Source organism: Pseudothauera hydrothermalis (genome assembly GCF_003345255.1).
Lineage (GTDB): Bacteria > Pseudomonadota > Gammaproteobacteria > Burkholderiales > Rhodocyclaceae > Pseudothauera > Pseudothauera hydrothermalis.
Window position 1 is genome coordinate 1,872,013 of the sequence record NZ_CP029331.1, and the last position, 26,137, is coordinate 1,898,149.

The 26,137-nt window shown below is 62.7% G+C and carries 21 protein-coding genes; 5 read left to right on the top strand and 16 right to left on the bottom strand.

Annotated elements, in window-relative coordinates; genetic code table 11:
- Positions 1-8: 8 nt before the first annotated feature.
- Together DIE29_RS09070 and DIE29_RS09075 are read right to left on the bottom strand one after the other, a co-directional pair.
- Positions 9-1,970, bottom strand: coding sequence for an acetoacetate--CoA ligase (locus tag DIE29_RS09070; RefSeq protein ID WP_102041415.1), 1,962 nt, complete (start codon positions 1,968-1,970; stop codon positions 9-11).
- Positions 1,971-2,037: 67 nt separating this feature from the next.
- Positions 2,038-2,457 (bottom strand): acyl-CoA thioesterase, encoded by a 420-nt coding sequence (locus tag DIE29_RS09075; RefSeq protein ID WP_102041414.1) that lies wholly within the window; start codon positions 2,455-2,457, stop codon positions 2,038-2,040.
- A 156-nt stretch (positions 2,458-2,613) separates the two neighbouring features.
- Here DIE29_RS09075 and DIE29_RS09080 point away from each other — a divergent pair, with 156 nt between their 5' ends.
- Positions 2,614-4,251: an electron transfer flavoprotein-ubiquinone oxidoreductase gene (locus DIE29_RS09080; protein ID WP_114649707.1), complete on the top strand. Its 1,638-nt coding sequence runs from the start codon at positions 2,614-2,616 to the stop codon at positions 4,249-4,251.
- A 77-nt stretch (positions 4,252-4,328) separates the two neighbouring features.
- Here DIE29_RS09080 and DIE29_RS09085 read toward each other — a convergent pair whose 3' ends face one another.
- From DIE29_RS09085 to ppsA, 9 genes are all read right to left on the bottom strand, one after another.
- A complete protein-coding gene (locus DIE29_RS09085) occupies positions 4,329-4,796 on the bottom strand; it encodes a copper chaperone PCu(A)C (protein ID WP_114649708.1) in 468 nt (155 codons plus the stop codon).
- A gap of 13 nt (positions 4,797-4,809) precedes the next feature.
- Positions 4,810-5,415: an SCO family protein gene (locus DIE29_RS09090; RefSeq protein ID WP_114649709.1), complete on the bottom strand. Its 606-nt coding sequence runs from the start codon at positions 5,413-5,415 to the stop codon at positions 4,810-4,812.
- A 17-nt stretch (positions 5,416-5,432) separates the two neighbouring features.
- Positions 5,433-6,053, bottom strand: a complete 621-nt coding sequence (locus DIE29_RS09095) for a Crp/Fnr family transcriptional regulator (RefSeq protein WP_114649710.1) — start codon at positions 6,051-6,053, stop codon at positions 5,433-5,435.
- A gap of 120 nt (positions 6,054-6,173) precedes the next feature.
- A complete protein-coding gene (locus DIE29_RS09100; RefSeq protein ID WP_114649711.1) occupies positions 6,174-6,554 on the bottom strand; it encodes a DUF2946 domain-containing protein in 381 nt (126 codons plus the stop codon).
- Positions 6,555-6,708: 154 nt separating this feature from the next.
- Positions 6,709-10,650: a phosphoribosylformylglycinamidine synthase gene (gene purL / locus DIE29_RS09105; protein ID WP_114649712.1), complete on the bottom strand. Its 3,942-nt coding sequence runs from the start codon at positions 10,648-10,650 to the stop codon at positions 6,709-6,711.
- Between the two features lie 157 nt (positions 10,651-10,807).
- Complete coding sequence (locus DIE29_RS09110; RefSeq protein ID WP_102041403.1) at positions 10,808-11,257, bottom strand: bactofilin family protein; 450 nt, start codon at positions 11,255-11,257, stop codon at positions 10,808-10,810.
- A 34-nt stretch (positions 11,258-11,291) separates the two neighbouring features.
- Positions 11,292-11,651 carry a hypothetical protein gene (locus DIE29_RS09115; protein ID WP_102041402.1) on the bottom strand — a complete coding sequence of 120 codons (360 nt, stop codon included), beginning with the start codon at positions 11,649-11,651 and terminating at the stop codon, positions 11,292-11,294.
- A gap of 7 nt (positions 11,652-11,658) precedes the next feature.
- Positions 11,659-12,660 (bottom strand): M23 family metallopeptidase, encoded by a 1,002-nt coding sequence (locus DIE29_RS09120; RefSeq protein WP_102041401.1) that lies wholly within the window; start codon positions 12,658-12,660, stop codon positions 11,659-11,661.
- A gap of 261 nt (positions 12,661-12,921) precedes the next feature.
- Positions 12,922-15,288 carry a phosphoenolpyruvate synthase gene (gene ppsA / locus DIE29_RS09125; protein ID WP_102041400.1) on the bottom strand — a complete coding sequence of 789 codons (2,367 nt, stop codon included), beginning with the start codon at positions 15,286-15,288 and terminating at the stop codon, positions 12,922-12,924.
- A gap of 117 nt (positions 15,289-15,405) precedes the next feature.
- Here ppsA and ppsR point away from each other — a divergent pair, with 117 nt between their 5' ends.
- The 3 genes from ppsR to msrB are packed head-to-tail and all read left to right on the top strand — an operon-like array spanning position 15,406 to position 17,879.
- A complete protein-coding gene (ppsR, locus tag DIE29_RS09130; protein ID WP_102041399.1) occupies positions 15,406-16,239 on the top strand; it encodes a posphoenolpyruvate synthetase regulatory kinase/phosphorylase PpsR in 834 nt (277 codons plus the stop codon).
- Positions 16,240-16,275: 36 nt separating this feature from the next.
- Entirely contained in the window at positions 16,276-17,442 is a 1,167-nt protein-coding gene (locus DIE29_RS09135) for a DUF2863 family protein (RefSeq protein WP_114649713.1), read from the top strand.
- Between the two features lie 29 nt (positions 17,443-17,471).
- Positions 17,472-17,879: a peptide-methionine (R)-S-oxide reductase MsrB gene (msrB, locus tag DIE29_RS09140; protein ID WP_114649714.1), complete on the top strand. Its 408-nt coding sequence runs from the start codon at positions 17,472-17,474 to the stop codon at positions 17,877-17,879.
- Positions 17,880-17,891: 12 nt separating this feature from the next.
- Here the strand turns inward: msrB and DIE29_RS09145 are convergent, their stop codons facing one another.
- Both DIE29_RS09145 and DIE29_RS09150 read right to left on the bottom strand, forming a co-directional pair.
- Positions 17,892-18,818: an alpha/beta fold hydrolase gene (locus DIE29_RS09145; RefSeq protein ID WP_114649715.1), complete on the bottom strand. Its 927-nt coding sequence runs from the start codon at positions 18,816-18,818 to the stop codon at positions 17,892-17,894.
- 47 nt (positions 18,819-18,865) lie between these two features.
- Positions 18,866-21,193 carry a DNA internalization-related competence protein ComEC/Rec2 gene (locus tag DIE29_RS09150; RefSeq protein WP_114649716.1) on the bottom strand — a complete coding sequence of 776 codons (2,328 nt, stop codon included), beginning with the start codon at positions 21,191-21,193 and terminating at the stop codon, positions 18,866-18,868.
- A gap of 79 nt (positions 21,194-21,272) precedes the next feature.
- On the opposite strand from DIE29_RS09150, the gene DIE29_RS09155 reads away from it, so the two are divergent.
- Positions 21,273-21,878, top strand: a complete 606-nt coding sequence (locus DIE29_RS09155) for a DUF2062 domain-containing protein (protein ID WP_114649717.1) — start codon at positions 21,273-21,275, stop codon at positions 21,876-21,878.
- A 7-nt stretch (positions 21,879-21,885) separates the two neighbouring features.
- On the opposite strand, the gene DIE29_RS09160 is transcribed toward DIE29_RS09155, so the two are convergent.
- From DIE29_RS09160 to DIE29_RS09170, 3 genes are all read right to left on the bottom strand, one after another.
- A complete protein-coding gene (locus DIE29_RS09160) occupies positions 21,886-23,925 on the bottom strand; it encodes a methyl-accepting chemotaxis protein (RefSeq protein ID WP_114649718.1) in 2,040 nt (679 codons plus the stop codon).
- A 255-nt stretch (positions 23,926-24,180) separates the two neighbouring features.
- On the bottom strand, positions 24,181-24,867 hold the full coding sequence (gene lolD / locus DIE29_RS09165; RefSeq protein WP_418332827.1) for a lipoprotein-releasing ABC transporter ATP-binding protein LolD: 687 nt from the start codon (positions 24,865-24,867) through the stop codon (positions 24,181-24,183).
- Between the two features lie 7 nt (positions 24,868-24,874).
- Entirely contained in the window at positions 24,875-26,128 is a 1,254-nt protein-coding gene (locus DIE29_RS09170; protein WP_114649720.1) for a lipoprotein-releasing ABC transporter permease subunit, read from the bottom strand.
- Positions 26,129-26,137 lie beyond the last annotated feature (9 nt).

Consider the following 26,137-nt stretch of genomic DNA (forward strand, 5'->3'; position numbering starts at 1 on the left):
GCATCTCCTTAGCTAGCCAACTCGGCGCGGTCCCTGAAGTGCGCCAGTGCTTCGGGATTGGCCAATGCTTCGATGTTTTTCACCGGCTGGCCATGCACCACGTTGCGCACTGCCAATTCGACGATCTTGCCACTCTTGGTGCGCGGAATATCGGCCACCTGAAGCACCTTGGCCGGCACATGGCGCGGCGTGGTGTTGTCACGAATCGTCTGGCGGATGCGGCGCACCAGATCATCATCCAGCACCAGTCCGTCGCGCAGCTTGACAAACAGCACCACCCGCACATCGCCTTGCCAATCCTGACCGATGACCAATGACTCCACCACCTCTTGGAGCTTTTCGACCTGACGGTAGATCTCTGCTGTGCCGATGCGCACCCCCCCCGGATTGAGGGTGGCGTCCGAGCGCCCGTAAATGATCACGCCGCCATGCTCGGTGATCTCGCAAAAATCGCCGTGGCACCAGACGTTTGGAAAACGCTCGAAATAGGCGGCACGGTACTTGGCGCCATCGGCATCATTCCAGAAACCGATCGGCATAACCGGAAAGGGTTGGGTGCACACCAACTCGCCCTTTTCCCCGCGCACCGGGCGGCCATCGTCATCCCAAACATCGACCGCCATGCCCAGGCCACGGCACTGGATTTCACCCCGCCAGACCGGCAGAATCGGGCAACCGAGCACGAAGCAGGACAAGATATCGGTGCCGCCGGAAATCGAGGAGAGCTGCAAATCCGCCTTGATGTCACGGTACACATAGTCGAAACCTTCAGGTACCAGCGGACTGCCGGTACTCATCAGCACCCGCACAGTGGCCAGACTGTGCGACTGCTTGGGTTTCAGGCCGAATTTGGCGCAGGCGTCGATGAACTTGGCCGAAGTGCCAAAATGCGTCATCCCTTCGGCATCGGCGTAATCGAACAAAATGCGGTTGCCACCGGCAAAAGGCGATCCGTCATAGAGCAACAGCGTCGCCCCAGCCGCCAGGCCGGAAACCAGCCAGTTCCACATCATCCAACCGCAAGTCGTAAAGTAGAACAGCCGGTCGCCCGGCTTCACATCGGTGTGCAACATGTGCTCTTTGAGGTGCTGCAAGAGCGCGCCACCGGCACTGTGCACGATGCACTTCGGAACCCCGGTGGTTCCCGAGGAATACATAATGTAGAGCGGGTGATCGAAGGGCAGCGGCTCGAAAACGATTTCGGTCACCGCTTGATGCGGTGCAACAAAATCGACCAGCATGCGTGCATGAGCAATCGCGGATAGTTCATGCTGGGCATACACATAGGGCACGACGACCACACGTTTGAGCGAAGGCAGGCTGGCGGCAATCTCGGCCAGCTTGCCCAGGCAATCGACGGTTTTACCGTTGTAGTAATAGCCATCGCAGGCAATCAGCACTTTGGGCTCGGTCTGACCGAAACGGTCGAGCACACCTTGCACACCAAAGTCCGGTGAGGCGGAGGTGAAAATCGCGCCGATGCTCGCCGCCGCCAGCATGGCGATCACGGTTTCCGGCATGTTGGGCATATAAGCGGCCACCCGGTCGCCCTTGCCCACCCCCTGTTCGCGCAGCGCCGCGGCAAACTGCGCCACACGGCAATACAACTCACCGCGGCTCATACGGTTCTTGACCCGGTCCTCGCCCCAGAACACCAATGCGTCCTGTTCGTCGCGGGAACGCAACAGGTTTTGCGCAAAATTCAGCCGCGCTTCAGGAAACCACTTGGCGCCGGGCATCCGCTCGCGGTCGATCAGAACCGTCTGGCCACGCTCGCCAATCACCCCGCCGTATTCCCAAACGCTGGTCCAGAACTGCTCAGGCTGATCGATCGACCACGCGTAGAGCGCTGCATAGTCCGGTAACGACACGCCCCAACGGCTCTGCGCGCGCCGAGCGAACTCAGTGATACGGGCTGCTGCAACACGCTCGGCCGAAGGCTGCCAGAGCGGCTGATCCTTGATGCTCATAAGGGTCTCCTCACTCCTTGATTGGATGGTTTTGTTGTGCCGGCGCGGACCTTACCGCACACGGCGCCTATCGGGCCGGCTGTTCGAACACCGCCCGCAGTGTATCCGGCAGCGGAACCGACTTACCAGTGCGGGTATCCATCCACACCACTTTAGCTGCGCCCTCGGCATAAAGCCTGTCGTCGCCCACCACACGCAGCTCATACCAGGTCATCACACTGCTGCGCCCCGGATCGCCGGCAAACAAGCGCACTTCGACCGTGGCCGGGTAATTCACCGGAATCAGGAAGGTGCAACTGGCATTGATGATCACCGGTGCATCGGTCCGATCCGGCCGCACCGCAAAGTTCATTGCTTCCAGCCATTCCACCCGGGCCTGTTCGAAGTAGCGGAAATACACGGTGTTATTGACATGGTTGTAGGCATCCATATCCCCCCAACGCACAGGGATGCGGGTGGTGAGCAGGAGCTTGCGCTCGGCGTGCATGGTGTCGCCTCCTCTATTGGTTCTTGGTCATGCGGTAATGTAACATACGCCACCGTATGTTAGATCGACTGAGCCGCCAAGGCGAACGTATTACACTGCCGCGTGCAGTACCGCAGTCCAGACCAACGCGCACAAGGCAAGACCGAGGAGAAGAGGATGGAACGCGAATCCATGGAGTTTGACGTCCTGATCGTAGGCGGCGGGCCGGCGGGCCTGGCCGCGGCAATCCGGCTCAAACAGCTTGCACAAGACCAAGGCACGGACGTGTCGGTCTGTGTGATCGAAAAAGGCGCGGAAATCGGGGCCCATATTCTCTCGGGCGCGGTCATGGATCCGCGCGCGCTCACCGAACTGATCCCCGACTGGCAGCAAAAGGGGGCGCCAATCAAAACCGCGGTCACCGAAGACCGGGTGATATTTCTATCCGAAACCGGCGGTCGGCAAATCCCCAACGCACTGCTGCCAGACAGCTTCCACAACGGCGGCAACTACATCGTGCGCCTGGGCTTTGTTGCCAAATGGCTGGGCGAGCAGGCCGAAGCATTGGGGGTGGAAGTCTATCCGGGCTTTGCCGGCGCCGAAGTGCTGTTCGACGAATCCGGTGCGGTCAAGGGCGTGGCCACCGGCGACATGGGTCTGACCCGCGACGGCAAGCCCGGCCCCAACTACCAGCCGGGCATGGCACTGCACGCCAAATACACCCTGTTCGCCGAAGGCTGTCGCGGCCATCTAGGCAAGCAGCTCGAAGCCCGATTCAATCTGCGCGAAGGCGTCGACCCGCAAACTTACGGCATCGGTATCAAGGAATTGTGGGAAGTGCCCGCCGAACGCCATGTGCCGGGCCTGGTGGTGCATACCGCCGGCTGGCCGATGGATTCGGCTACCTATGGCGGCGGCTTCGTCTACCACCTCGAAGACAATCTGGTGTCCATTGGTTTCGTGGTGGGGCTGAACTATACCAATCCGCATCTATCGCCCTTCGAGGAGATGCAGCGCTATAAGACCCATCCCGAGATCCGCAAATTCATCGAAGGTGGCAAGCGTCTGGCCTACGGCGCGCGGGCAATTGCCGCTGGGGGGTTGCAAAGCCTGCCCAAGCTCGTTTTCCCCGGCGGTGCCTTGATCGGCGACGACGCCGGCTTTCTGAATGCCGCCCGTATTAAGGGCAGCCATGCGGCCATCAAAAGCGGCATGCTGGCCGCTGAAGCCGCCTTCGCTGCGCTGGCCGCCGGCCGCAGCCGCGACGAACTCACCGCCTTCCCTCAAGCCTTCCGCGCCTCCTGGTTGTACGCCGAGCTGCACAAGACGCGCAACTTCAAGCCCTATATGAAGAAGGGCCTGTGGCTGGGTTCCTTGCTGTTCGGCATCGACCAGAAGCTCTTTGGCGGCAAGGTGCCGTGGACCCTGCACAACAGCGCCGACCACACCACGCTCAAGCCCGCGGCCGAGTGCGCGAAGATCGCCTATCCCAAGCCAGACGGGGTGCTCACCTTCGATCGTCTCTCCTCGGTGTTCCTGTCAAACACCAACCACGAGGAAGAGCAGCCCTGTCATCTGCAGCTCAAGGACGCGAGCGTGCCGATCGCGCTAAACCTTGCCCAGTACGACGCTCCCGAGCAGCGCTACTGCCCGGCCGGAGTGTATGAGATCGTCCAGGAAGAAGCCGGTCCGCGCCTGCAGATCAACGCGCAGAACTGCGTGCACTGTAAGACCTGCGACATCAAAGACCCCACCCAGAACATCAACTGGGTGGTACCGCAGGGCGGCGAAGGGCCGATCTACCAGGGCATGTAAAAGCCTTGTTACCGCGACTTCAAAAACGCCCGGTCAGCTGGGCGTTTTTGAGGATCATGGTGCCGTGTAAGCCCCTTTCAATGCATGCCGTGGCGGTGCTGCATACCACCGCTGGCCGGCGTTGCCAGCGGGCGCACCGGGGCTGTGAGATCGACCTGTTCGCGCTTGCCATCCTTGCCCTCGACCACCAGCGTCAGCGCTACCACGTCGCCCTCTTTAAGTTGCGCATTCAGATCGATCAGCATCACGTGATAGCCACCCGGCTTTAGTTCCACGGTTTTGCCCGCGGGAAGGTCCAGCGCATCGATGGCGCGCATCTTCATCACCTCGCCTTCCATCTTCATTTCATGGATCTCGACGATCTTGGCCGCCGGCGACTGCGCCTCGACCAGACGTGCATCGTGCTCGGCGGTCAGGCGCATGAAGGCGCCGGTGGAGCGTTGCTGGGCGACGGTGGCGCGCACCCAGGGATCGGCAACCTGTACCTGTGCGAACACGGACGACGCGGCAAGGGCGAACAGCGAAGCGATGGCAATACGTTTCATTTCGGGTTTCTCCTCAATGGACAGGAAAGGGCTGCAATAGCGTGTTTAGATCGGCCGCGAGCGACACCGCGTCCAACACGTGGGGAACGGCCAGGCGTAATGCCCCGGCCGGGTCGTACACATAGCTGGTGGCGGTATGGTCCAAGGTGTATGAACCACCCGTAGGCACCTTGCGGTAAAAAATGCGGAATTCGTCCGCCACGCGACGGGTGTTTTCCGGCGTGGAGTAGAGACCGAGAAAATCGGGATCAAACGCAGAGGTGTATTCACGCAACACCGCGGGCGTGTCTCGCTCCGGGTCCAGGGTGACAAAAATCACCTGTAGCCGGTCAGCCTGATCGCCCAACAAGCGCTTGACTTCGGCCGCGCGCGCCAGTGCGCTCGGACACACGTCTGGACACTGGGTAAAACCAAAGAACACCATGACCGCCTTACCGCGAAAATCCGCCAGGCTGCGTGGATTTCCATCCGGGTCCTGAAGTTGAAAGTCCTGCCCAAAGCGGGCGCCGGTGATATCGGTGCTGTGAAAGCGCGGTCCGTTATCGCAGGCGGCAAGTCCAGCGGCCAGCAATAACGTTGCAGCCAGGCGCTGCCAACGCCGCGTAAACACGAATGACATGATTACCCCTCCTTGCGCTAATCGGGCGAGTAGTTCAACTGCACTTGGCGACGCGCCAGCGGCGAAATCTCGCCGTGATCGCTCAACTGGCTGATCGTGCGCGAGACGGTTTCCACCTGCAGGCCGGTAATGTCAGCGATGTCCCGCAAACGCAACATCGGAATACAAGGCGTTTGCGCATCACGGTAGCCGATCGCTTCGGCGATGTAGCCAAACAGACGACGGATGCGCTCGGCCGCGCGACCACCGCGCAGCGCCAGGACATCGGCCATGCGACGTTCGCTGCGAGCGAGGGCGAGCAGCAAACCGTGCTCGCGCTCTATGGCCGTACCGTGGCACCACGGCTCCAGGGTCAGCGGCAGCAGTGCGACCGCAGTGTAGGTGTAACGGTCGAACATCAAAGTCTCAGCACCGATCACATCCCCTACCCGCGCAAGTCCCCCGAACTCAGGTCCGTTCAAGCCCTCCCGGTCCAGACGCACCAAGCCCTCTACCACCCGCCAAGGGCGACCAAGCATGCCCGCGACAAAGACGGTTGCGCCACGTTCGAACGCTATCCGGCTGGTGATCGCTGTGCCGCCCAAGACCGCGGAGGCGGCCACCGGGCGGTTTGCATCCGCTGTGATACATTCATCCATGGCTGAGATATCCCCTGTTCAACATCTGCCGGCCCCACAGCAGCGGGGCATGACACTCACGCCGCGGCGCGGCTCGGCACCGCAAACGAGGCGTCGAGCCGGGGCAAGACCCCGGCGTAATCAGGCCAGTTCAGGCGGTGCGCGGGGACTGGAAATACCGTGGGAGATAAGGACGGGCGGGCCGGATGGCACCGCCAGAGACCGGATGAAGCGACCGACCGGTGGCTCGATGCTCGCCAGCGGCGCCACTGCAAGACCGAAGGATGCTGCGCTGGTGAAGCAGTACGCGCAAGCGGCCGCCAGATGCTGAACGCCGCCTTCGTCCGGCGCAGGAGCGGTGTCGATCGGCAGATAAATTACGCCGCTGGCCGAACAAACCTCAATCCAACCGCCCTCACCCGCAGCAAGCACCCTGCTCACTGTAGGCGCCAGCGCGCCGATCAGCATGGCGAACAATGCGATCCAGACAGTGCGGCGAAGGCGACGGCTGGTAAAAGTCATCGATTCCTGAAGCAGCCCAGGTTTGGCGCGGCGTGGCCGGTCAATTAATCATCGACGGCGCAGCGCCGCAACTTGCGCGGCATTCTATGCGCACACTCACGCCTACACCATGACATTGATCAATTCATGCTGGCTGTCGGCGATCTAACAGCTTTCAGCCCAGCCACGCTCTGGCATTGGCAAACATACGCTGCCAAGGTGAAGCATCCGGGCTGGTCTCGATCAAGGTCTGCGGCGCCCAGGACATCTGCACGGTGCGCGCAGTGCGCTCTGGGTGCGGCATCATGATGGTAAAGCGCCCGTCAGCCGTGGTAAAGCCGGTTACCCCATCCGGCGAGCCGTTGGGATTGAATGGGTAACGAGACGCCGGCGCACCGTGATTATCCACGTAACGCAAGCTCACCATCGCCCGTTCCCGGGCGGCTTCGTCCCTGAAAACCGCCCTGCCCTCGCCGTGACTGACCACGATCGGCATGCGGCTGCCGGCCATGCCGGCAAACAAAATGGAAGGCGAGTCGGTGATTTCGACCATCACGAAGCGCGCCTCGAACTGTTCGCTGCGGTTGCGGTGGAAGGTGGGCCAGTGCTCCGCGCCCGGAATGATCGGCGCCAGATGCGCCATCATCTGGCAGCCGTTGCACACCCCGAGTGCGAAGGTATCGGTGCGCGCAAAGAAAGCTTCAAACTGGCTGCGCAGCGCAGCGTTGAACAGAATGGACTTGGCCCAGCCCTGCCCGGCCCCCAGTACATCGCCATAGGAAAACCCGCCACAGGCGGCCAGGCCATGAAAATCCGCCAGCCGCACACGGCCGGCTTGCAGGTCGGACATATGCACGTCGAAGGGGGCAAAGCCGGCGCGCGCGAATGCCGCTGCCATCTCGGCATGGGAATTCACCCCCTGCTCGCGCAGAATCGCCACCCGCGGGGGGGCGCCACGGTTGATGAAGGGCGCGGCCACATCCTCGGTCATATCGAAGCTGGTGTGCACTGACAAGCCGGGGTCGGTGGCATCGGCCAGCGCGTCGAACTCTTCCTGCGCGCAAGTGGCATCGTCGCGCAGACGGGCGATCTGGTAGCCGGTTTCGCTCCAAGTCTGCAGCAATTCGGCGCGCGGTGCGGCAAAAAGCAGCTTGCCGTTACGCCACAGGCGGATTTCATCGCGCTCGTTCGGTTCGCCGATGAAATGGTAGCTCAACCGGGCGGCGCGCAGAATCTCGGTCACGAGGCTGCGCTGCGCCCGACGGATTTGCAACACCGCGCCCAGCTCTTCGGCAAACAAGGCAGCCAACACACTGTCGGTGAAGCGGCCTTTGAGCGTGTCAGGTTTTTTCTCCAGACCGTCGACATCGTTCATGCGCTCGTCGTAGCTCACCGTATCCAGCGTCAGCGATACGCCGCAGCGCCCGGCGAAGGCCATTTCGGCCACAGTGGCGAACAGGCCGCCGTCGGAGCGGTCGTGGTAAGCGAGCAATAAAGCCTCGCGGCGCAGTCGCTGAATGGCGCCGAAAAACGCTTTGAGTTGCGCTGGGTCGATGTCCGGTGCATGCTCGGCCACCGAATTCCAAGCCTGTGCCAGCGCCGACCCCCCGAGGCGGTTCTTGCCATTGCCCAAATCGACCAGCAGCAGTTCGGTCTCCACGCCTTCAGGCCGCTGTAGCTGCGGGGTGAGCGTGTTGCGAATGTCGCGCACCGGGGCAAAGGCGGTGGCGATCAGCGACAGCGGCCCGACCACCTGTTTGTCTTCACCATCGTCCTGCCAGGCGGTGCGCATCGATAATGAGTCCTTGCCCACCGGGATGGACAGGCCGGCGGCAATGCAGAACTCGGATACCGCCTTGACGGTGTCGTAGAGCTTGGCATCCTCGCCGCGGTGGCCTGCAGCCGCCATCCAGTTGGCGGAAAGCTTGACCTCACCCAAGTCATCGATGTCGGCGGCGGCAATATTGGTGATCGCCTCGCCGATCGCCATCCGCCCAGAAGCCGGCGCATCCACACACGCCAGCGGCGTGCGCTCGCCCATTGCAAAGGCTTCGCCAGCAAAGCCGTGAAAACTCATCGCCGTGACCGCGACATCGGCCACCGGCACCTGCCAGGGACCGATCATCTGGTCGCGGGCAGTCAACCCGCCCACCGTACGGTCGCCGATGGTGATCAGAAAGTTCTTGCTGGCCACAGCCGGCATGCGCAGCACGCGACGGCAGGCTTCGCCGACATCGATATCGGTCAGATCGAAAGGCGGCAAATGCACCGCGCGGCGTGACACGTTGCGGGTCATCTTTGGCGGTTTGCCGAGCAGCACCTGCATGTCGATGTCGACCGGCCGGTTGCCGAAGTGCCGGTCGCTCACCGTCAGGTGGCCGTCGGCGGTGGCAGTGCCGAGCACCGCGAAGGGGCAACGTTCACGTTCGCAAATAGCCCTGAAACGTTCCAGCGACGCTGGCGCGATCGCCAGCACATAGCGCTCTTGCGCTTCATTGGACCAAATCTCGCGCGGACTCATGCCCGGCTCTTCGATATGCACCTCGCGCAATTCGATCTGCGCACCCAGACCGGCATGGTCAGCCAGTTCCGGCATGGCATTGGATAGCCCGCCGGCGCCCACATCATGAATGGCGATGATCGGATTTTGGTCGCCTTGCTGCCAGCAAGCGTCGATGACTTCCTGGCATCGGCGCTGGATTTCCGGGTTACCGCGCTGCACCGAGGCAAAATCCAGTTCAGCGGTGTTGGTGCCGGTTGCCATCGATGAGGCCGCCCCGCCCCCCAGGCCGATCAACATGCCCGGCCCCCCGAGTTGGATCAACAAAGTGCCCGGCGGAAAAGTGGGCTTTTGTGCCTGTTGCGCCTGGATGTTGCCAACACCGCCGGCAATCATGATCGGCTTGTGATAGCCGCGCACCTCCCCCTGTACGGCTTGCTGAAATGTACGGAAGTAACCGGCAAGATTGGGTCGGCCGAATTCGTTGTTGAACGCCGCAGCGCCAAGCGGCCCGTCGATCATGATCTCGAGCGCCGAAGCGATACGCTCAGGCTTGCCATAGGGCTGCTCCCAAGGCTGCACAAAGCCGGGAATTTCCAGATTGGACACCGAAAACCCGGCCAGCCCCGCCTTGGGTTTGGCGCCACGGCCGGTGGCGCCTTCGTCGCGGATTTCGCCGCCCGCGCCGGTGGCCGCACCCGGAAAAGGCGAAATCGCGGTGGGGTGATTATGGGTTTCAACCTTTGCAAGGATGTGGGTGGTCTCCTTGCGGAAACGCCACTGACCGTCGGCATCCGGATAGAAGCGGTCCACTTCTGCCCCGGCGATGACCGCGGCGTTGTCGGCATAGGCCACCACCGTGCCCTGCGGATGAGCCCGATGGGTATCCTTGATCATGCCGAAAAGGCTCTTTCCCATGATCCGGGCGTCGATCACCCAATCGGCATTGAAAATCTTATGCCGGCAATGCTCGGAATTGGCTTGCGCGAACATGGTGAGCTCGACATCGGTGGGATTGCGCCCGATGCGCTGAAAATTCTCCACCAGATAATCGATCTCGTCTTCCGAGAGCGCCAGACCGAGTTCAATGTTGACCGCTTCCAGCGCCTCACGGCCGCCACCCAGCACATCCACACTGCGCATCGGTTGCGGCGCATAGTGGTGAAACAGCGCCTCGGCATCGGCCACGGCAGATAGCACCGATTCGGTCATGCGGTCATGCAGCAGCGGCAGCACTGCAGCATACTGGCGATCGTCCAAGGCCGCATGGGCCAGCGTGAAAGCGGTGCCGCGCTCGATACGCACCACTTGGTTGAAGCCGCACTGCCGCGCAATATCGGTAGCCTTGGACGACCACGGCGAAATGGTGCCCAGCCGCGGCACCACCAGCAGCAATTGACCGGCCGGCGGCTCGGCCGTCGGCGGGCGGGCGCCGAGCAGATCCTCCAGGCGGGCCCGCGCGTTTGCGTCGAGCGGCTGGGAAAGTTCAACAAAGTACCAGTGCTCGGCGCTGACGCCTTTGCATTTGGGCAGGGCGTCCGAAAGCCGGCGTTTGAGACGTTCGAGACGGGATTCCGATAGCGCCGCAGCGCCACGCAGCTTGAGGATTTCGGTCATGGGTTCGAGTGGGCGGAAAAAACGCCGGGGCCGGAGAAAAACCGCACCGGCACCCGAAGCGGAACGCTGGATTATACCCGAGCCCGCGCGCTGCCCTGCGCGGCGGCGTCAGCGCAGCCCGTCTGCGCGCCCTCCATGACAAGACAAAACCGGGTATTCAGCGCATGCCGGCGGCGTGCTGGGAACTACCGATTTCAACCACCTTGGCGTCCTCGGGCTTGTCATGTTCGCCCACACCATTTTCTCCCAGGCGTTCGATTCTGCCGGTAATCGTGGCCCCGCACTCCATCTGCAACTGATGGTAGCGGATATTGCCCGCCACCTTGGCCTTGGCCTGCAGTTCGAGAAAATGCTCAACCTCGAGATCGCCCGAGATGCTGCCATTGACCACCGCATCATAGACCCGCACCTCGCCCGTGATGCTGCCCTTGTCGCTCAGCACCAATAAACCGTGAGCGCCGCCGTTGTTGATCACATTGCCCTCGATCCGGCCATCGACCCGCAGCCCGCCCGAAAACACCACATCGCCAACGATATGGACATTGTCGGCAATCAGGCTGGAAAGTTTGGTGACTTCGATCGACTTGGCTTGCTTTTTGCGGAACATTCTGTGCCTCCCCAGGTTCTAGCGGCCGCCCCAGCTACTTTGGAGTTTTGGCCTGAGAATTGAAGAATTCCAGCTTGTGGGTAAGCTGGCTGACCTGCTCATTGAGCTCGACCACCTGACGCTTGAGCTCGGCGCGGGTGGCGCGCTCCATCTCGAGTTCAATGCGCGCAGCATCGGCCTCGGCACGCAGCCGCTGATTTTCGGCCTCGAGCTCCGCCAGACGGGCAAGCGGGGCGAGCTTTTGCTCAAAATACCGCCACCCAGCAAAGGCCGATGCGGCAACGAGCAGCAAGGCCAGCATCAGCATCAGCCCACGGCGCAAGCGACGTTGCGCGGTAAGCTCGATAGGGCTGTCGGTCAGCCTGCGTGTCGAAGAGCGATCCAGCAGCCGCATGCGTCGGTCAGTCCGCCAAGCTGCGCGCAAGATAAAGCTTGGGGTCGGCAAAATCGCCGTTGCGGATCACTTCAAAGTGCAGATGGGGACCGGTGGAGCGGCCAGTCGACCCAACCAATGCGATGCGCTGGCGCGGCATCACCAATTGGCCGGTGCGCACCAAGAGCTTGGAAGCATGAGCATAACGGGTGACCAAGCCGTTGCCGTGGTCGATTTCGACCATGTAGCCATAGTCGCTGTTGTAACCGGCCCACTGAACACGACCGCCGGCGCTGGCGTAGATCGGGGTACCAGTGGGCGCTGGAAAGTCCAGCCCGGTGTGACGTGCCAAACGGCGGGTGAAGGGATCCAACCGATTGCCGAAACCCGAGGTGATCGGGCGGTCGAGCACTGGCAAACGACTCGGAAAAGCCATGTCTTGCAGACTACGCTCGGTCAGGACCTTGTCGACCAGGGCAAAGGCCGCATCGAGGCGATCGAATTGCGCAGCCAGATCGGCCAAACCCAGACGCAGGTCATGGTCATCGACCGGGCTGGGGTTCGAGCCCGCCAAGGTATCCGAGACGCTCGCACCAACAGCCGGCAGCAAAGGACCACCGCTAGGCGGGTCCTCGCCGCCTCGAGGTTTGGCAGCGCGGGCGGGTCTGTCAGTGGGATTTTTCCGCTGCTGGCCGGACTTTTCCGCCAGCTTCTCGAAATCTTGGAGCACCCCCAGCCGCTTGGCCAGGGACAGCGCTTCGCTCTCCAGCCGGATCAGGCGGCCGGTCAACTCGCCGACGCGATCGACCAGCGCACGCCCTTCGGGTTGATCCAGACTCAAGGCCGGGCTTGCCTCGCCGACCGGTTGAGACTCGGGCAGCTCCGCCCGCCCCATGCGGTAACCCACCATGCCGCCGGCTGCAATGGCCGCAGACAACAGTAAGGCGGCCAAGCCCAATACGGTCCGCGCACGCACCGTATGCAATCGGGACTCGGCCAGACCACCGGTCGACAGAATGACAAACGCCATCCTTTAACCCTCCTTTTTGCGGCACTAGAACGCTGCGGGCTGCACGCACCGACACGCATCTGACCGCCGGTGTCTCGTTGGCGAACGCGTCACGAACCGCTACGTCCGACTACGCCTACCGCAGCAGACAAAAGTTCGCGCGCATTTCATTTGCTCAAACAAAAACGGCCGGAGTGTAACATTTTCCGACGCGCGCAATATGACCCGCGTCAACAAAAAACGGCAACCGCAGTTGCCGTTTGGTGCACCTCACTTACGCAATCACGCCTTGCCGTGAGCGGCCAGCTTGAGCCAAGTGTCGACCACGGTATCCGGATTCAAGGAAATCGTTTGAATGCCCTCATCCATCAGCCACTCGGCAAAGTCGGCATGGTCCGACGGGCCTTGCCCGCAGATACCCACATACTTGCCAAGTTTGTTGGCGCTCTGGATGGCCATCGACAGCAGGCGCTTGACCGCCGGATCGCGCTCGTCGAAGGCATGCGCCACCAGGCCGGAGTCGCGGTCCAGACCCAAGGTGAGCTGAGTCAGGTCGTTGGAGCCGATCGAGAAGCCGTCGAAATACTGCAGGAACTGGTCGGCCAGCAGGGCGTTGGAGGGAATCTCGCACATCATGATCAGCTTGAGATCGTTCTCGCCACGCTTGAGGCCGTGCTGCGCGAGCAGATCGACCACGCCGGCGGCCTCTTCCAGGTTGCGCACGAACGGAATCATGATCTGCACATTGGTCAGACCGAGTTCATTGCGCACCTTCTTCATCGCCGCCACTTCCATCTCGAAGCAGTCGCGGAAGGAATGGGCGATGTAGCGCGAGGCGCCGCGGAAGCCCAGCATCGGATTTTCTTCCTCGGGCTCGTAGATCTCGCCGCCGAGCAACTTGCGGTATTCGTTGGACTTGAAGTCCGACATGCGCACGATCACCGGCTTGGGATAGAAGGCCGCGGCGATGGTGGCGACCCCCTCGGCCAGCTTCTCGATGAAGAACTGCTTGGGCGTGGCGTAGCCGCGCGCACGGCGATTGATTTCGTCGCGCAGGCTCGCAGGCACCTGGGAAAGTTCCAGGATCGCCTTGGGGTGAATGCCGATCATGTTGTTGATGACGAATTCCAGCCGCGCCAGGCCGACGCCGCCGTTCGGGATCTGCGCGAACTCGAAGGCGAGTTCCGGGTTGCCGACGTTCATCATGATCTTGACCGGCAGCTCGGGCAGATTGCCCATGTCGGTAGTCACGACCTCGAATTCCAGCTTGCCGCGGTACACATAACCGGTGTCACCCTCGGCGCAGGACACGGTGACCGAATCGCCTTCTTCCAGCACATCGGTGGCATTGCCGCAGCCGACGATGGCCGGAATACCCAGCTCACGGGCAATGATCGCCGCGTGGCAGGTACGCCCGCCGCGGTTGGTAACGATGGCGGACGCGCGTTTCATCACCGGCTCCCAGTTGGGGTCGGTCATGTCGGTCACCAGGATATCGCCAGCCTGCACCCGGTTCATTTCGGAGGCATCCTTGACCACGCGCACCGTGCCGGCACCGATTTTCTGGCCGATGGCGCGGCCATGGGTGAGCGCCTTGCCATACTGCTTGAGGCGGTACTTTTCCATCACCAGGCCGTTTGCCTGGCTTTTGACCGTCTCCGGACGGGCCTGCAGGATATAGAGTTTGCCGTCCTGGCCATCTTTACCCCATTCGATGTCCATCGGCCGGCCGTAATGCCGCTCGATGATCACCGCATAGCGGGCAAGTTCCAGCACATCCTCGTCGGTGAGCGAGAAGCGGTTGCGATCGGCCTCCGGCACCTCCACGGTGCGCACCGATTTGCCGGCTACCGCTTTGTCGGCAAACACCATCTTGATCAGCTTGGAGCCGAGGTTGCGACGCACCACCGCCGGCTTGCCCTGCGCCAGCGTGGGCTTGTGGACATAGAATTCGTCCGGATTGACCGCACCTTGCACCACGGTCTCGCCCAGCCCATAAGAAGCAGTGATGAACACCACATCCGAAAAACCGGATTCGGTGTCGATGGTAAACATCACCCCCGAAGCACCGGTGTCCGAACGCACCATGCGCTGCACACCGGCGGACAATGCCACCTCGGCATGGGCAAAGCCTTTGTGCACCCGGTAGGAAATGGCGCGGTCGTTGTAGAGCGAGGCGAAAACTTCCTTGATCGCGTGCAGAATGTTTTCAAAGCCGTGGATGTTGAGGAAAGTCTCCTGCTGACCGGCAAACGAAGCGTCCGGCAAATCTTCGGCAGTGGCCGACGAGCGCACCGCAAAGCTGCCATCGCCTTCGGCGGTGATTTGTTCGTAGGCGGCGCGGATTTCGTTTTCCAATTGTGCCGGGAACGGCGTATCCACGATCCACTGGCGGATCTGCGCGCCGGTGGCGGCCAGCGCATCTACGTCATCCACATCCAGCGCGTCGAGCGCGGCCTTGATACGGTCGGCCAAACCGCCATGGGCCAAAAATTCGCGATAGGCCGCTGCAGTGGTGGCAAAGCCGCCCGGCACCCGCACGCTGGACGGCAACTGGCTGATCATTTCACCCAGGCTGGCATTTTTGCCGCCGACCTGTTCCACGTCGCGCATACGCAGTTCGGCGAAAGGGATGACGTAACGAGTCATTGAAATTGGCCTTCCGAAATTGTTGGGGAGAAAGCAAAATAGGATTTTAACGAATTTTGCTGCTCCGCCACACGAGCGGGTTTGCCCTGATTGGGCGACGTTCCCGCCCCCGACGCCATGACCGACACCCCCGTTCGCACCGTCTTTTTCATCTCGGACGGCACCGGCATTACCTCGGAAACCCTCGGCCACAGCTTGCTGGCACAGTTTCCCGATGCGCGCTTCCGTCAGGTGCGCATCCCTTTTGTGGACGACGTGGATAAAGCCATCGACTGCGCCAACCAGATCCGCGAAGCCGCCCAGCGCGACGGCGTGCGCCCCATCGTGTTCAGCACCTTGGTCAACCCTGAAACGGTGCGCGGGCTGCGCCAGGCCGACGCGTTGTTCATCGACTTGTTCGAGCAATTCATCGGTCCGCTGGAAACCGAACTGGGCCAGCGCTCCACCCACGCGGTAGGCCGCTTTCACGGTATTGCCGACAGCCTGGACTACAAAAACCGCATCGAGGCGATCAACTTTGCCATGGCGCACGACGACGGTGTCTCCTCCGACGGCGAACTGGCCGAGGCGGACGTGATCCTGGTCGGTGTATCGCGCTCGGGCAAGACCCCGACCAGCCTCTACCTGGCCATGCAGTTCGGCGTCAAGGCGGCCAACTATCCGCTGATTCCCGAAGACTTCGAGCGCAACAAGCTTCCGGGCGAATTACACCATTACCGCGCCAAGCTGTTCGGTCTGACCATCGCGCCGGAACGCCTGTCGCAAATCCGTCAGGAACGCCGGCCCAACAGCCGCTACGCATCGCTGGAGAACTGCCGCTACGAAATCGAAGCCGCGCAAAAGCTGATGCGGCGTGAGAACATCCGCTGGCTGGACTCCACCGCCAAGTCCATCGAGGAAATTTCCGCCACCATTTTGCAGGCGGTACGATTGAACCGGCCGGCGTACTGAATACGCCACGCCATCGATACCCACGGAAACAATCACATGAAGAGAATACGCAGCAAGCGCCGCGGCGGCCTCGCCCGCGCGGCCGAGCAACTGGTCTGGCTGGCCACCGGGCTTGCCTCGTCCGGATGCCGTGTCGAAGACCGTTACTGGGAAAGCCTGCTTGCCGGCACCGTCGACAACCTGCTCGAAGAAGGTGCCGAAGAGGTACTCAACGACGCCTTGGACCATCTGTACGGCGTCGATCTGCGTGCCTATGACGAGCTGGCCGACTTTATCGAATCGCGCGCCGAAACCGCCGCCGGCGCGCCAGAGCACGATATCCTGCTGATCGCCGCGCCGGTACTGGCGTGGTCGCGCTACAAAATCCCGGCCTGCACCATTCCGCGGGCGGTACTTGCCAACCTGCGCGTGCATCTGCAAGCGCATGTGCTCGCCGACGGGGTCAAGCTTGCGCTGGCCGATTTTCTGTTCAGCCCGGATCAGTTGCCCCATGGCTATTGCGCCACCGCGCAATGTGCCGCCGAACTGGGTCGCGCCGCGCTGGCCGACACGGATTTGTCGATCCCCACCGAGGGCTTGCCCGAGACCGCCCAGTTTTTGTCCGACACCCGTTATCTGCTTGGCGCCATCGCCGCACCGCGTGGCAAGCCGCTGTTCCGCTGGCAAGAGCGCGATGGCCACCGCGATCATGCCATGGCCCAGTGGCGCGCCCAGGGCGGCGCCTGCTTGGCGCCCTTGCTGCCCGGTTGCGCGCTCGAAGTGGTGTTGCCGGAAGCCTACTTTGCCGCCAGTCGTCAGGCCGACAAAGCCAGCCGGCCCTACGCAGTGCGCGCCTCGGTGGCGTTTTTGGGCACCGCGCTCGACACCCCGGCGATGCGACTGCGCGCGGTCATCGCACCGTTTTATGACCAGACGTTGGAAGAGTTCCGCATTGGTTTCACCGTCCAAGGCAGCGAACGTGTGGTGCATGGCGTAGTCTGGCCCCTGCTCGGCGCAGAAGACGAAAACACCGACAGCGCGGCGCAGATCGAAGCGGTGCTGCGCGAATGCGGCGTCACCGACATCGTGAACCTGGATCACCGCTTTCCGCTCGAATACTGCGAAGACTGTGGCGCCCCGCTTTACCCTGCACCCGACGGCGAGGTGGTCCATGCAGAAATGCCCGAAGAACAGGTCGAGCACGTGCCGCGACACCTGCATTGACGATCGGAAATCGAACCGGAGCGCGAGCCATGAACCGCAAAATCGACAAACCCGATGCCTACTGGCGCGCCCAGCTTACCCCGGAGCAATATCGGGTGACGCGCCAGAAAGGCACAGAACGTCCTTTCAGCGGCGAATACTGGAACTGCTGGGATGCAGGCCTCTATGTCTGCGTGTGCTGCGGCGCACCGCTTTTCGACGCCCGCCACAAGTTCGACGCCGGCTGCGGCTGGCCAAGCTTTTGGCGCGCGGCCAAAGAGGCCGACATCGAAGAGGCCGACGACTACAGCCACGCCATGCACCGCACCGAAGTGCTGTGTCAGCAATGCGGCGCCCACCTCGGGCACGTGTTCGACGACGGCCCGCCACCGACCGGTCTGCGCTATTGCATCAACTCCGCTGCCATTCGTCTGCAGCCCGACGACCAAGGCAACTGACTTGCAGACCGCTCAGGCCGCTTTGACGCCTTCGCGCAGAAAGTCACGCACCAAACCGATCTGCGCCGGATCCATCAGCATCGGTGCATGGCCGACGCCTTCGACCTCGACGATGCGAGCGTGCGGCCCGCGCTCGGCCATCGCCCGATGCACTGGCGGTTCCAGCAAATCGGACTGTGCACCGCGAATCGCCAAGGTCGGACAGGAGATGGCGTCATACACCTGCCAAAGATCCACATCCATCACCAGCGGATTGAGCCGGAAGGCATCGCCGATGGCCGGGTCGTAGATCATCGCAAAGCCGCCCTCGACCGGGCGCACGCTATGGACGGTCAGATGGTGCCACTGCGCGTCGGTGAGCTTGCCGAACGGCTCACTGACTGTGCGGATATAGGCCTCGGCCTCCGCCATCGAGGCGAATTTGGGCGCCGTGCCAACATATTGACCGATGCGCCGCAAAGACGCCGCGGTAATCACCGGCCCGACGTCGTTGAGCACCAGGCGGCCGATCGGTGTATGCGGCTGACTGGCGATCAGCATGCCGATGATGCCGCCCATCGAAGTCCCCACCCACTGCACCGTGTCCACATTCAGTCGGGCAATCAACGTGATCATGTCCGCAACATACAGCGGGAAACCATAGTCGGCCTTCACACCCAGCCAGTCACTGCGCCCACGGCCGACCACATCCGGGCAGACCACCCGGAACTCCTCGGCCAGTGCCTGAGCAAGAAAGTCAAAATCCCGTCCGTTACGGGTCAGTCCGTGCACACAAACCACCACATGCGGGTTGGCCGGGTCGCCCCATTCGGTGTAGGCCATGCGGTGTAGGCCATGCGGGCCGATGCACTGCACCGAACGCTCGCGCAGGCCGTGGTACGGCCGCAATGGTCGCGGGGCGGGCACAAAAAGCTTCTTCAGGGCTTCGAACAAACTCATAGCGGGCAAAACGGGCTGTCAAAACATTGGCAATTGGCTGCAGTCTATCAGCGTCCGTGCCAATAGCGCGGACGCCGCTCGCGTTCGGCCTCGACCGCGACGCCTGGCGCGCCGACCGTCACCCGCAACGCCCCCTGGCTGTCGGTCCGCCAGTTGCGCGCACCTGAGGCCGCCCAACGCGCCCACACCTGCGGATGCGGGTGGCCGAAGGGATTGAGATAGCCCACCGAATACAGCACTTCGCGTGGGCGCACCGCCTGAACCAGCGCCGGCGTCGACGAGCTGCGGCTGCCATGATGGGGCGCGACCAGTATCTCGCTGGCCAACTCGCCTGCCCAATGCGTGAGCAGCACCCGCTCGGCGCCCTTTTCGATGTCGCTGGCCACCAGCATGGCGGCGCCGGCCGCTTCGATGCGCAGCACGCAGGCGCGGTCATTGTCCCCACGCAATCCCGAGTCTTCAGCAGGCGGATGCAGCACGCGGAAATGCACCCCATCCCACACCCACGCATCCTTCGCCCGACAAGGGCGCACTACGCCTGCCGCGGCGGGCAGGATGATCTGGTTGCTCATCACCACGGAGACCGGAATACCCTCCACAATGGCGCGCGCCCCGCCGGCATGGTCGGCATCCCCATGGGTGAGCACCAATCGGTCCAGCCGCGACACCCCGGCCGCACGCAAGTAGGGCAACACCACCCGTTGGCCGGCATCGGACAGCGGACCAAAGGCGGGTCCGGCGTCGATCAACAAATCGTGCCGAGCGGTCTGCACATGTACCGCCTGTCCTTGACCAACATCCAACACGGTTGCCACAAAAGCCCCTTCAGGCGGCCTCGATGGCGTCCATATCAGCAGCGGCGCCACCGCTAGCAGCCCCGCCGCAGGTGCGGGCGTGCCACGCGGCAAAAGCAACCACAACACGCCCGCACACGCGGCCGCCACCGCGACTGCCGGCGGGGCGGCCTGCTGCCACATGGCAAGGTCTTGGGCCGCCAACCGGCCCAGCCCCGCCATCATCAACTCGGCAGCCCCGTGCGCCAGATATAGCGGTGCTTCCAGCGGCACCAATACCGCCAACAATACCAGCGGCGTTATCACAAAACTCACCAAGGGAATCGCCCAGGCATTGGCCAAGGGCGAAACCAGCGAAAACCCTTGGAAAAGCACCAATAGCGCGGGCGCCAACGCCAGCGTGATGGCAAGTTGCACACGCAGCGCGGCCCGCCAGCCGGCCAGCGTTTGCAGCCTGCCACCCAGTGTCAGCATGATCACCCCCACCGCCGCAAACGACAACCAGAACCCAGCCGACAACACCGCCCACGGATCGACCACCAGCACCGCCAGCAGCACCAGCGCCAGCACCCGGCTGGCCGCCAAATCTCGCCCGCTGAGCATCGCCGCCACGGCCACGGCCAACATCAACAAAGCCCGCTGAACGGGAATACCCATACCGGCCAACAAGGCATAGGCCATAGCCGCCAGCAAAGCCGCCAACAAGCGGGCGCGAGGCAGCGGCAGATACAGCATCAAACTGGGCACACGCCGCCACAGCCAACCGACTAGGCCCCCGGCGCACAAAGCGATCAGCGAAACATGCAAGCCCGAAATGGCCACCAGATGATTGACCCCGGTGCGACGAAAAACCTCCCATTGCTCCGGCGTGATCGCGCGCTGGTCGCCAATTGCCAGCGCGGTCAGGATGCCTGTGTGGGGGCGCTCGCCCAACACCTTGGCAAATCGCTCGCGGACCGATTCGCGCAACCGATGCACGTAGAGCATCGGCTGTCCGACTGCGTCTGCAAGACGCCGATTGGCAGCGCTATGGCGCACATAGCCGGTGGCACGCAAATTGCGCCCCAACAGCCAAGCCTCATAGTCAAAACCGTGCGGATTGCTGAGTCCGTGCGGCCGCTTCAGTCGCAGCATCAATTGCCAGCGCTCGCCAGCGCGCACCGTCGGCGGCGGCTCTTGGCTACGTCGATCGGCATACCAGGACAGCAACACCCGACGGGGTAGCGGCGCAGCGGCCGATTCGATTTCGAACACAAAGCGCAACCCATCGCCCAGCGTTTGCGGCAATTCGGCGATCACGCCGGTAACGACCAGGTCGCGCCCCTCCCACTGCATCGGCAAAGCATCAGCCAGCCGCCAATACGCCCGCCCGCTGGCCCATAGCAAGCCAGCCGAGCAGGCCAGCACGCCGACCAGCACCCACTTGCTACGCGCGGACAAACGTGCTCCGCACAGCAACCCGGCCGCCGCTATTAGGGTCCAAATCAGCGCACCGCACAGCAAAAACTGCGCCGCGGGTAGCGCAGAGTACTGCTGCGCGGCCCATACCCCCAGCGCAAACCCGATGACGGCATATCGCATATCCAATCATCATGCACTCGACATCCGTCCGCAGCAAGGCCCGCTGCGCTAAAATCCGCCCGCCTTGCCCGAGCCGCCCATGCGTAAAACACTGAAGCGGATACTGCCCGATCACCACAGTGTGCACAGCAATCGCTGGTTGCGTCCATTCGCCAACACACTGCTACATCCGCGTCTGTGGCATCTGAACCGCCACTCGGCCGCCGGTGCGGTGGCGGTGGGCCTGTTCTGCGGACTGGTGCCCGGCCCACTACAAATGCTCAGTGCAGCGCTGGCCTGCGTGCTGTTGCGGGTCAATCTGCCGCTGGCGCTCATCACGACTCTTTACACCAATCCGTTTACGATCGTGCCACTTTATATGGTGGCCTATGCAATCGGCTCGCTGGCCACCAATGGCACTGTGGGCGGTTTTGTCGAACCGCCCGCTTTGAGCGGCATGGACCTGGCCGCTTGGGCTGTTGCATTGATCGATTGGATGAGCGGGCTGGGCAAACCTTTGGCCGTGGGCTTGGTGTTGCTTGCCAGCGGCTTGTCGGTGGCTGGTTACTTCGGCGTCAAAGCCGCTTGGCGGATATGGCTGATCCGCGCCTGGCGGCGGCGACGCCGCTCGGCATCACCGCCTGCCCAGAGACATCCGGACGATGTCGGACCCGACGAGCACACTGGCCGCAACCGCCGGACGTAACACCAGCTCAAAGGCGAAAGTGCCCCACTTCCTTACGTAACGCTTCGGCAAGCTGCTCAAGACGAGCCGCCACATTGGCCGCCTCGCTCACCGCGGCGTTGTTCTCCTCGGCCATCTGGGCAATTTGCTCGACATTGCGCGCAATATCGTTGCTGGCCGCACTTTGCTCCTTGAGCGCAGCCGAAATATCACTGACCGATCTGACCACCGACTGCGCGCCGTCGCGGATCTCGCTCATCGCTGCGCCGGCACGCTGGGTCAGCGCCACGCCTTCGCGCACACGCTTGACGCCGCGGTTCATGGATTGAACCGCCTCGTCAGTGCCGCTCTGAATGGCCTGCACCGTGGTGGAAATTTCCTGAGTGGCCGCGCTGGTACGCTCGGCGAGCTTGCGTACTTCGTCAGCCACCACTGCGAAACCACGACCGGATTCGCCCGCGCGCGCCGCCTCGATGGCGGCGTTGAGCGCCAGCAAATTGGTCTGGTCGGCAATGTCGCGGATCACCTTGACAATGCTGCTGATCTGCTCCGATTTCTTACCCAGCGCTTCGATGGTGTTGGCGGTGGCATCCACCTCGCGGGCGATCAGCTCCATTTCGGCAGCGGTTTGCTGCACCATGCGGGCGCCATTTTCGGATATCTCACCCGAACGGCTGGAAATGGATTCCGCTTCGTGGGCGTGGCGACCGATCTCGTCAATGCCCACGGTCATCTCCTCCACCGCAGCCGCCATGCTGGAAGCCGCTTCGCTCTGGTGGGCCGAACTGCGGCTGACCTGCGAAGAAGACGCTGCCATGGCTGCAGCGGCCCGATTCACTTCATCGGCGCTACGCTGCACCCGCTGCATGGCATCGCTAAAAGCCGCCGCCATGGCATTGAACCGCTCGGCCGCCTCGCCCAGTTCATCTTGAGCGGAGAGCACAATCCGTGCAGTCAAATCGCCTCGCCCGAGCCGCTGCGCGCCCGCGCTCAGCTCCCGCAACGAATGCGCAATGGCCAGATACAGCGCACCCAAAAAGTAGGCCAGCAAAGCCACCGCGCCGGCGGCAATCAACACCATGACAGTGGCGGTGCGCAGCAAACCTTCACGCCGCTCGGCCAACAACTCATCGATGGTGGGTACGATGATGGTGGCAGCCTTGTCGAAGGTCGCGCGCAACGTACCCGTGGCATTGTCGAAAAAGACGCTAGCGCTTTGCGAAAAAAATTCGGTCAGGATGTCGTTGATCACCGCTTCACGAACCGAATCGACGCTCACCGCCAACTCGATCTGCAAATCCTCCAACTCGCGTGCACGCGCCGGGTTTGCAAGTCTGGCCCGCTCCAGCTTTTCATCGGCGACCTGCATGGCATGGTCGAGTTCGCCCACTTGCAGGGTCAAACGCTGGCGTACCGGACCGCTGAGATAGCGTTCGGCCAGCACCGGGGCGCCCAGCCCGGCCAGGCGGGCAATACGCTCGGTGGCATCGGGCAAAATGTCGATCACCAGTGCGTTCAGGTAGGCGGTGCTCGCCTCGGCATCCAGCGAAAGTCCGCTGAGTTCTGCCAAATCGTGCAGCACCAGGATGGCGTTTTTGACCATCAATGTATGCCCATCAAACACCCATTGCACCGTGGCATTGGGGTTGGGCGCTTTGAGGCTGGCGTACATGTCGGCGGCCTCTTTCCAGCGTTCGCGCCATTTGGCGCCTTCGCCGCCGTAACGCGGCTCGAACCGCGCCAGCACGCGCTCGGCCTCGGCCCATGCCTGATCCAACGCCTGGGTGGCCGCAGGCAGACGTTGTTTCATGGTGTCGTCGGCATTATCCAAGGCACCGGCGGCCAAACCGCGACGCATTTGCGCAGCCTGCACCACCTTGAGCAAGGGCACCACCATGCCCAGCCCTTCACGCTCGCGGTCCAGCGCTTCGATATCCCGCCACAGCGACAAGACAAGTGCGGTCAGCAAAAAAGCCACCGTAGCCGCGGAAACCAAGCCAAAAAGCACGAATTTCCACCGGAAGCGCATACGGTTCAGTAAGCCGATGGCGGGGCTCATCAACGACATAGTGTTCTCCTTCTCCGGCCGGCTTTTGATGTCTCTCTGGGGGCAGACAGGCAAGAGATTGCCGGCACTCGTTGTTGGGGTTGCAAGAGTCGGTACGCAAAGCTACGGCCGCTGGCTGAAAATCTTTAGGCCGATAAAAGCTGCCGTACGCACGCTCGGATAGATTACTCGATACCACGCACCGAAGCGTGCCGCCCGGGCGCGGCAAGAGGCAGCCCTGGCGACGACTGGGCGATGCCGACCGCAGCAGCCGCTTCAGACCAGCCGACCGTCCTCCAGCCGCAGGGTGCGCTGCGCGCGCGCGGCCAGCGATTCGTCGTGCGTCACGATGATGAAACTGGTTGCCAGCCGCTCGTTGAGCGCCAGCATCAAATCGAACACCGCCTCCGCGGTGCGCCGGTCGAGGTTGCCGGTCGGTTCGTCGGCCAGCACGCAGGCCGGCTCGGTGACCAGCGCCCGGGCGATCGCCGCGCGTTGGCGCTCGCCACCGGAGAGCTCGCCCGGCGCATGATCCAGCCGATGACCCAGGCCGACTTCCTTGAGCATCGCCGCGGCGCGCTCGTTTGCTTGGGCGCGCGGCATGCGGCGGATATACAGCGGCATGGCGACGTTCTCCAGCGCGGAAAACTCCGCTAGCAGATGGTGAAACTGGTACACGAAGCCCAGCGCGGCATTGCGCGCCCGCCCGCGCTCGGCATCCGACATGCGCGAAAAATCCCGCCCCTCTAAACGCACCGAACCTGCGCTGGGCACATCCAGCCCGCCGAGCAGGTGTAGCAAGGTGCTCTTACCGGAGCCCGAAGCACCGACAATGGCAATGCGCTCGCCGCGCGCCACGGCAAGGTCAATGCCGCGCAGCACCGCCACCGCATCCGCACCCTCGCGGTAAGATTTCGACAACCCCTCACAGGCCAGCACTGGGCCGTTCGCGTCCTCACGCATCGTCGCCTCACTCATAACGCAGAGCCTCGGCCGGATTCACCCGCGACGCACGCCAGCTCGGGTAGAGCGTGGCCACCAGGGTGAGCAGGAAGGACACCGAGATGATGGTGGTCACGTCGCTAGCGAGCACTTTGGAAGGCAGCTCGCTGATGTAGTAAATCTCCTTGTTCCACAAAGTAGCGCCGGTGACTTTTTCCAGAAAGGGGATCACCACATCCAGATTGTTGGCCAGCAACAGGCCGGCCACCACCCCGCCCACCAGGCCCACCAGGCCAATGACCGCCCCTTGTAGCACGAACACCGCCATGATCGAGCCCGGACTTGCCCCCAGCGTGCGCAAAATGGCAATGTCCGCCTGCTTTTCCTGTACCGCCATCACCAGCGTCGAGACGATGTTGAACGCCGCCACTGCGACGATCAAAAACAGAATGATGGTCATCATCGTTTTCTCCAGCGCCACCGCGCGGAAAAAATTGGCATGGTTGCGCGTCCAGTCGATGGCAATCACCGACTCGTCGATGTAGCCGGCCAGCTCACGCGCCACCCGCGGCGCGGCAAACAGATCGCCGAGCTTCAGACGCACTCCGCTCACCGCCTCGTCCAGGCGGTAGAGCGCCTGGGCATCGCGCAGGTGGATGAGCGCCAACGCCGAATCGTATTCGTACATACCGGCTTCGAAGATGCCCACCACCTCGAACTGGCGCACCCGCGGCAGCACCGCGGCCGGCGTGACCAGCCCCTGCGGGGCGATCAGCGTCACCTTGTCGCCCAGATGCACCCGCATCGACAGCGCCAGATCGCGCCCCAGCACGATGCCAAAGCGCCCAGCCTGCAGCGCGTCCAGGCTGCCCGCCTTCATGTAGCGGGCAAAGTCGGCCACGCTTTGCTCTGCGGCCGGCAGCACGCCGCGCACCATGGTGCCGCGCACCGCGTGGTCGAAAGAAAGCATGCCCTGCTCCTGCACGTAAGGCGCAGCGGCCAGCACTTGCGGGTGTTGCACGGCCTGATCGGCCACCCGTTGCCAAGATTGCAGCGCACCGTCCAGCGTAGTCACCTGCACATGGGCGGCCACCCCAAGGATGCGGGTACGCAGCTCTTCCTGAAAGCCGTTCATCACCGACAACACCACGATCAGCGCCGCCACGCCCAATGCTGTGCCCAACATCGACACCGCCGAGATAAAAGAGATGAAACGGTTACCCCGCCGCGCACGGCGGCGCGAGCGGGTGTAACGCAAACCAACCAGCAATTCGTAACGCATCGAGCGCAA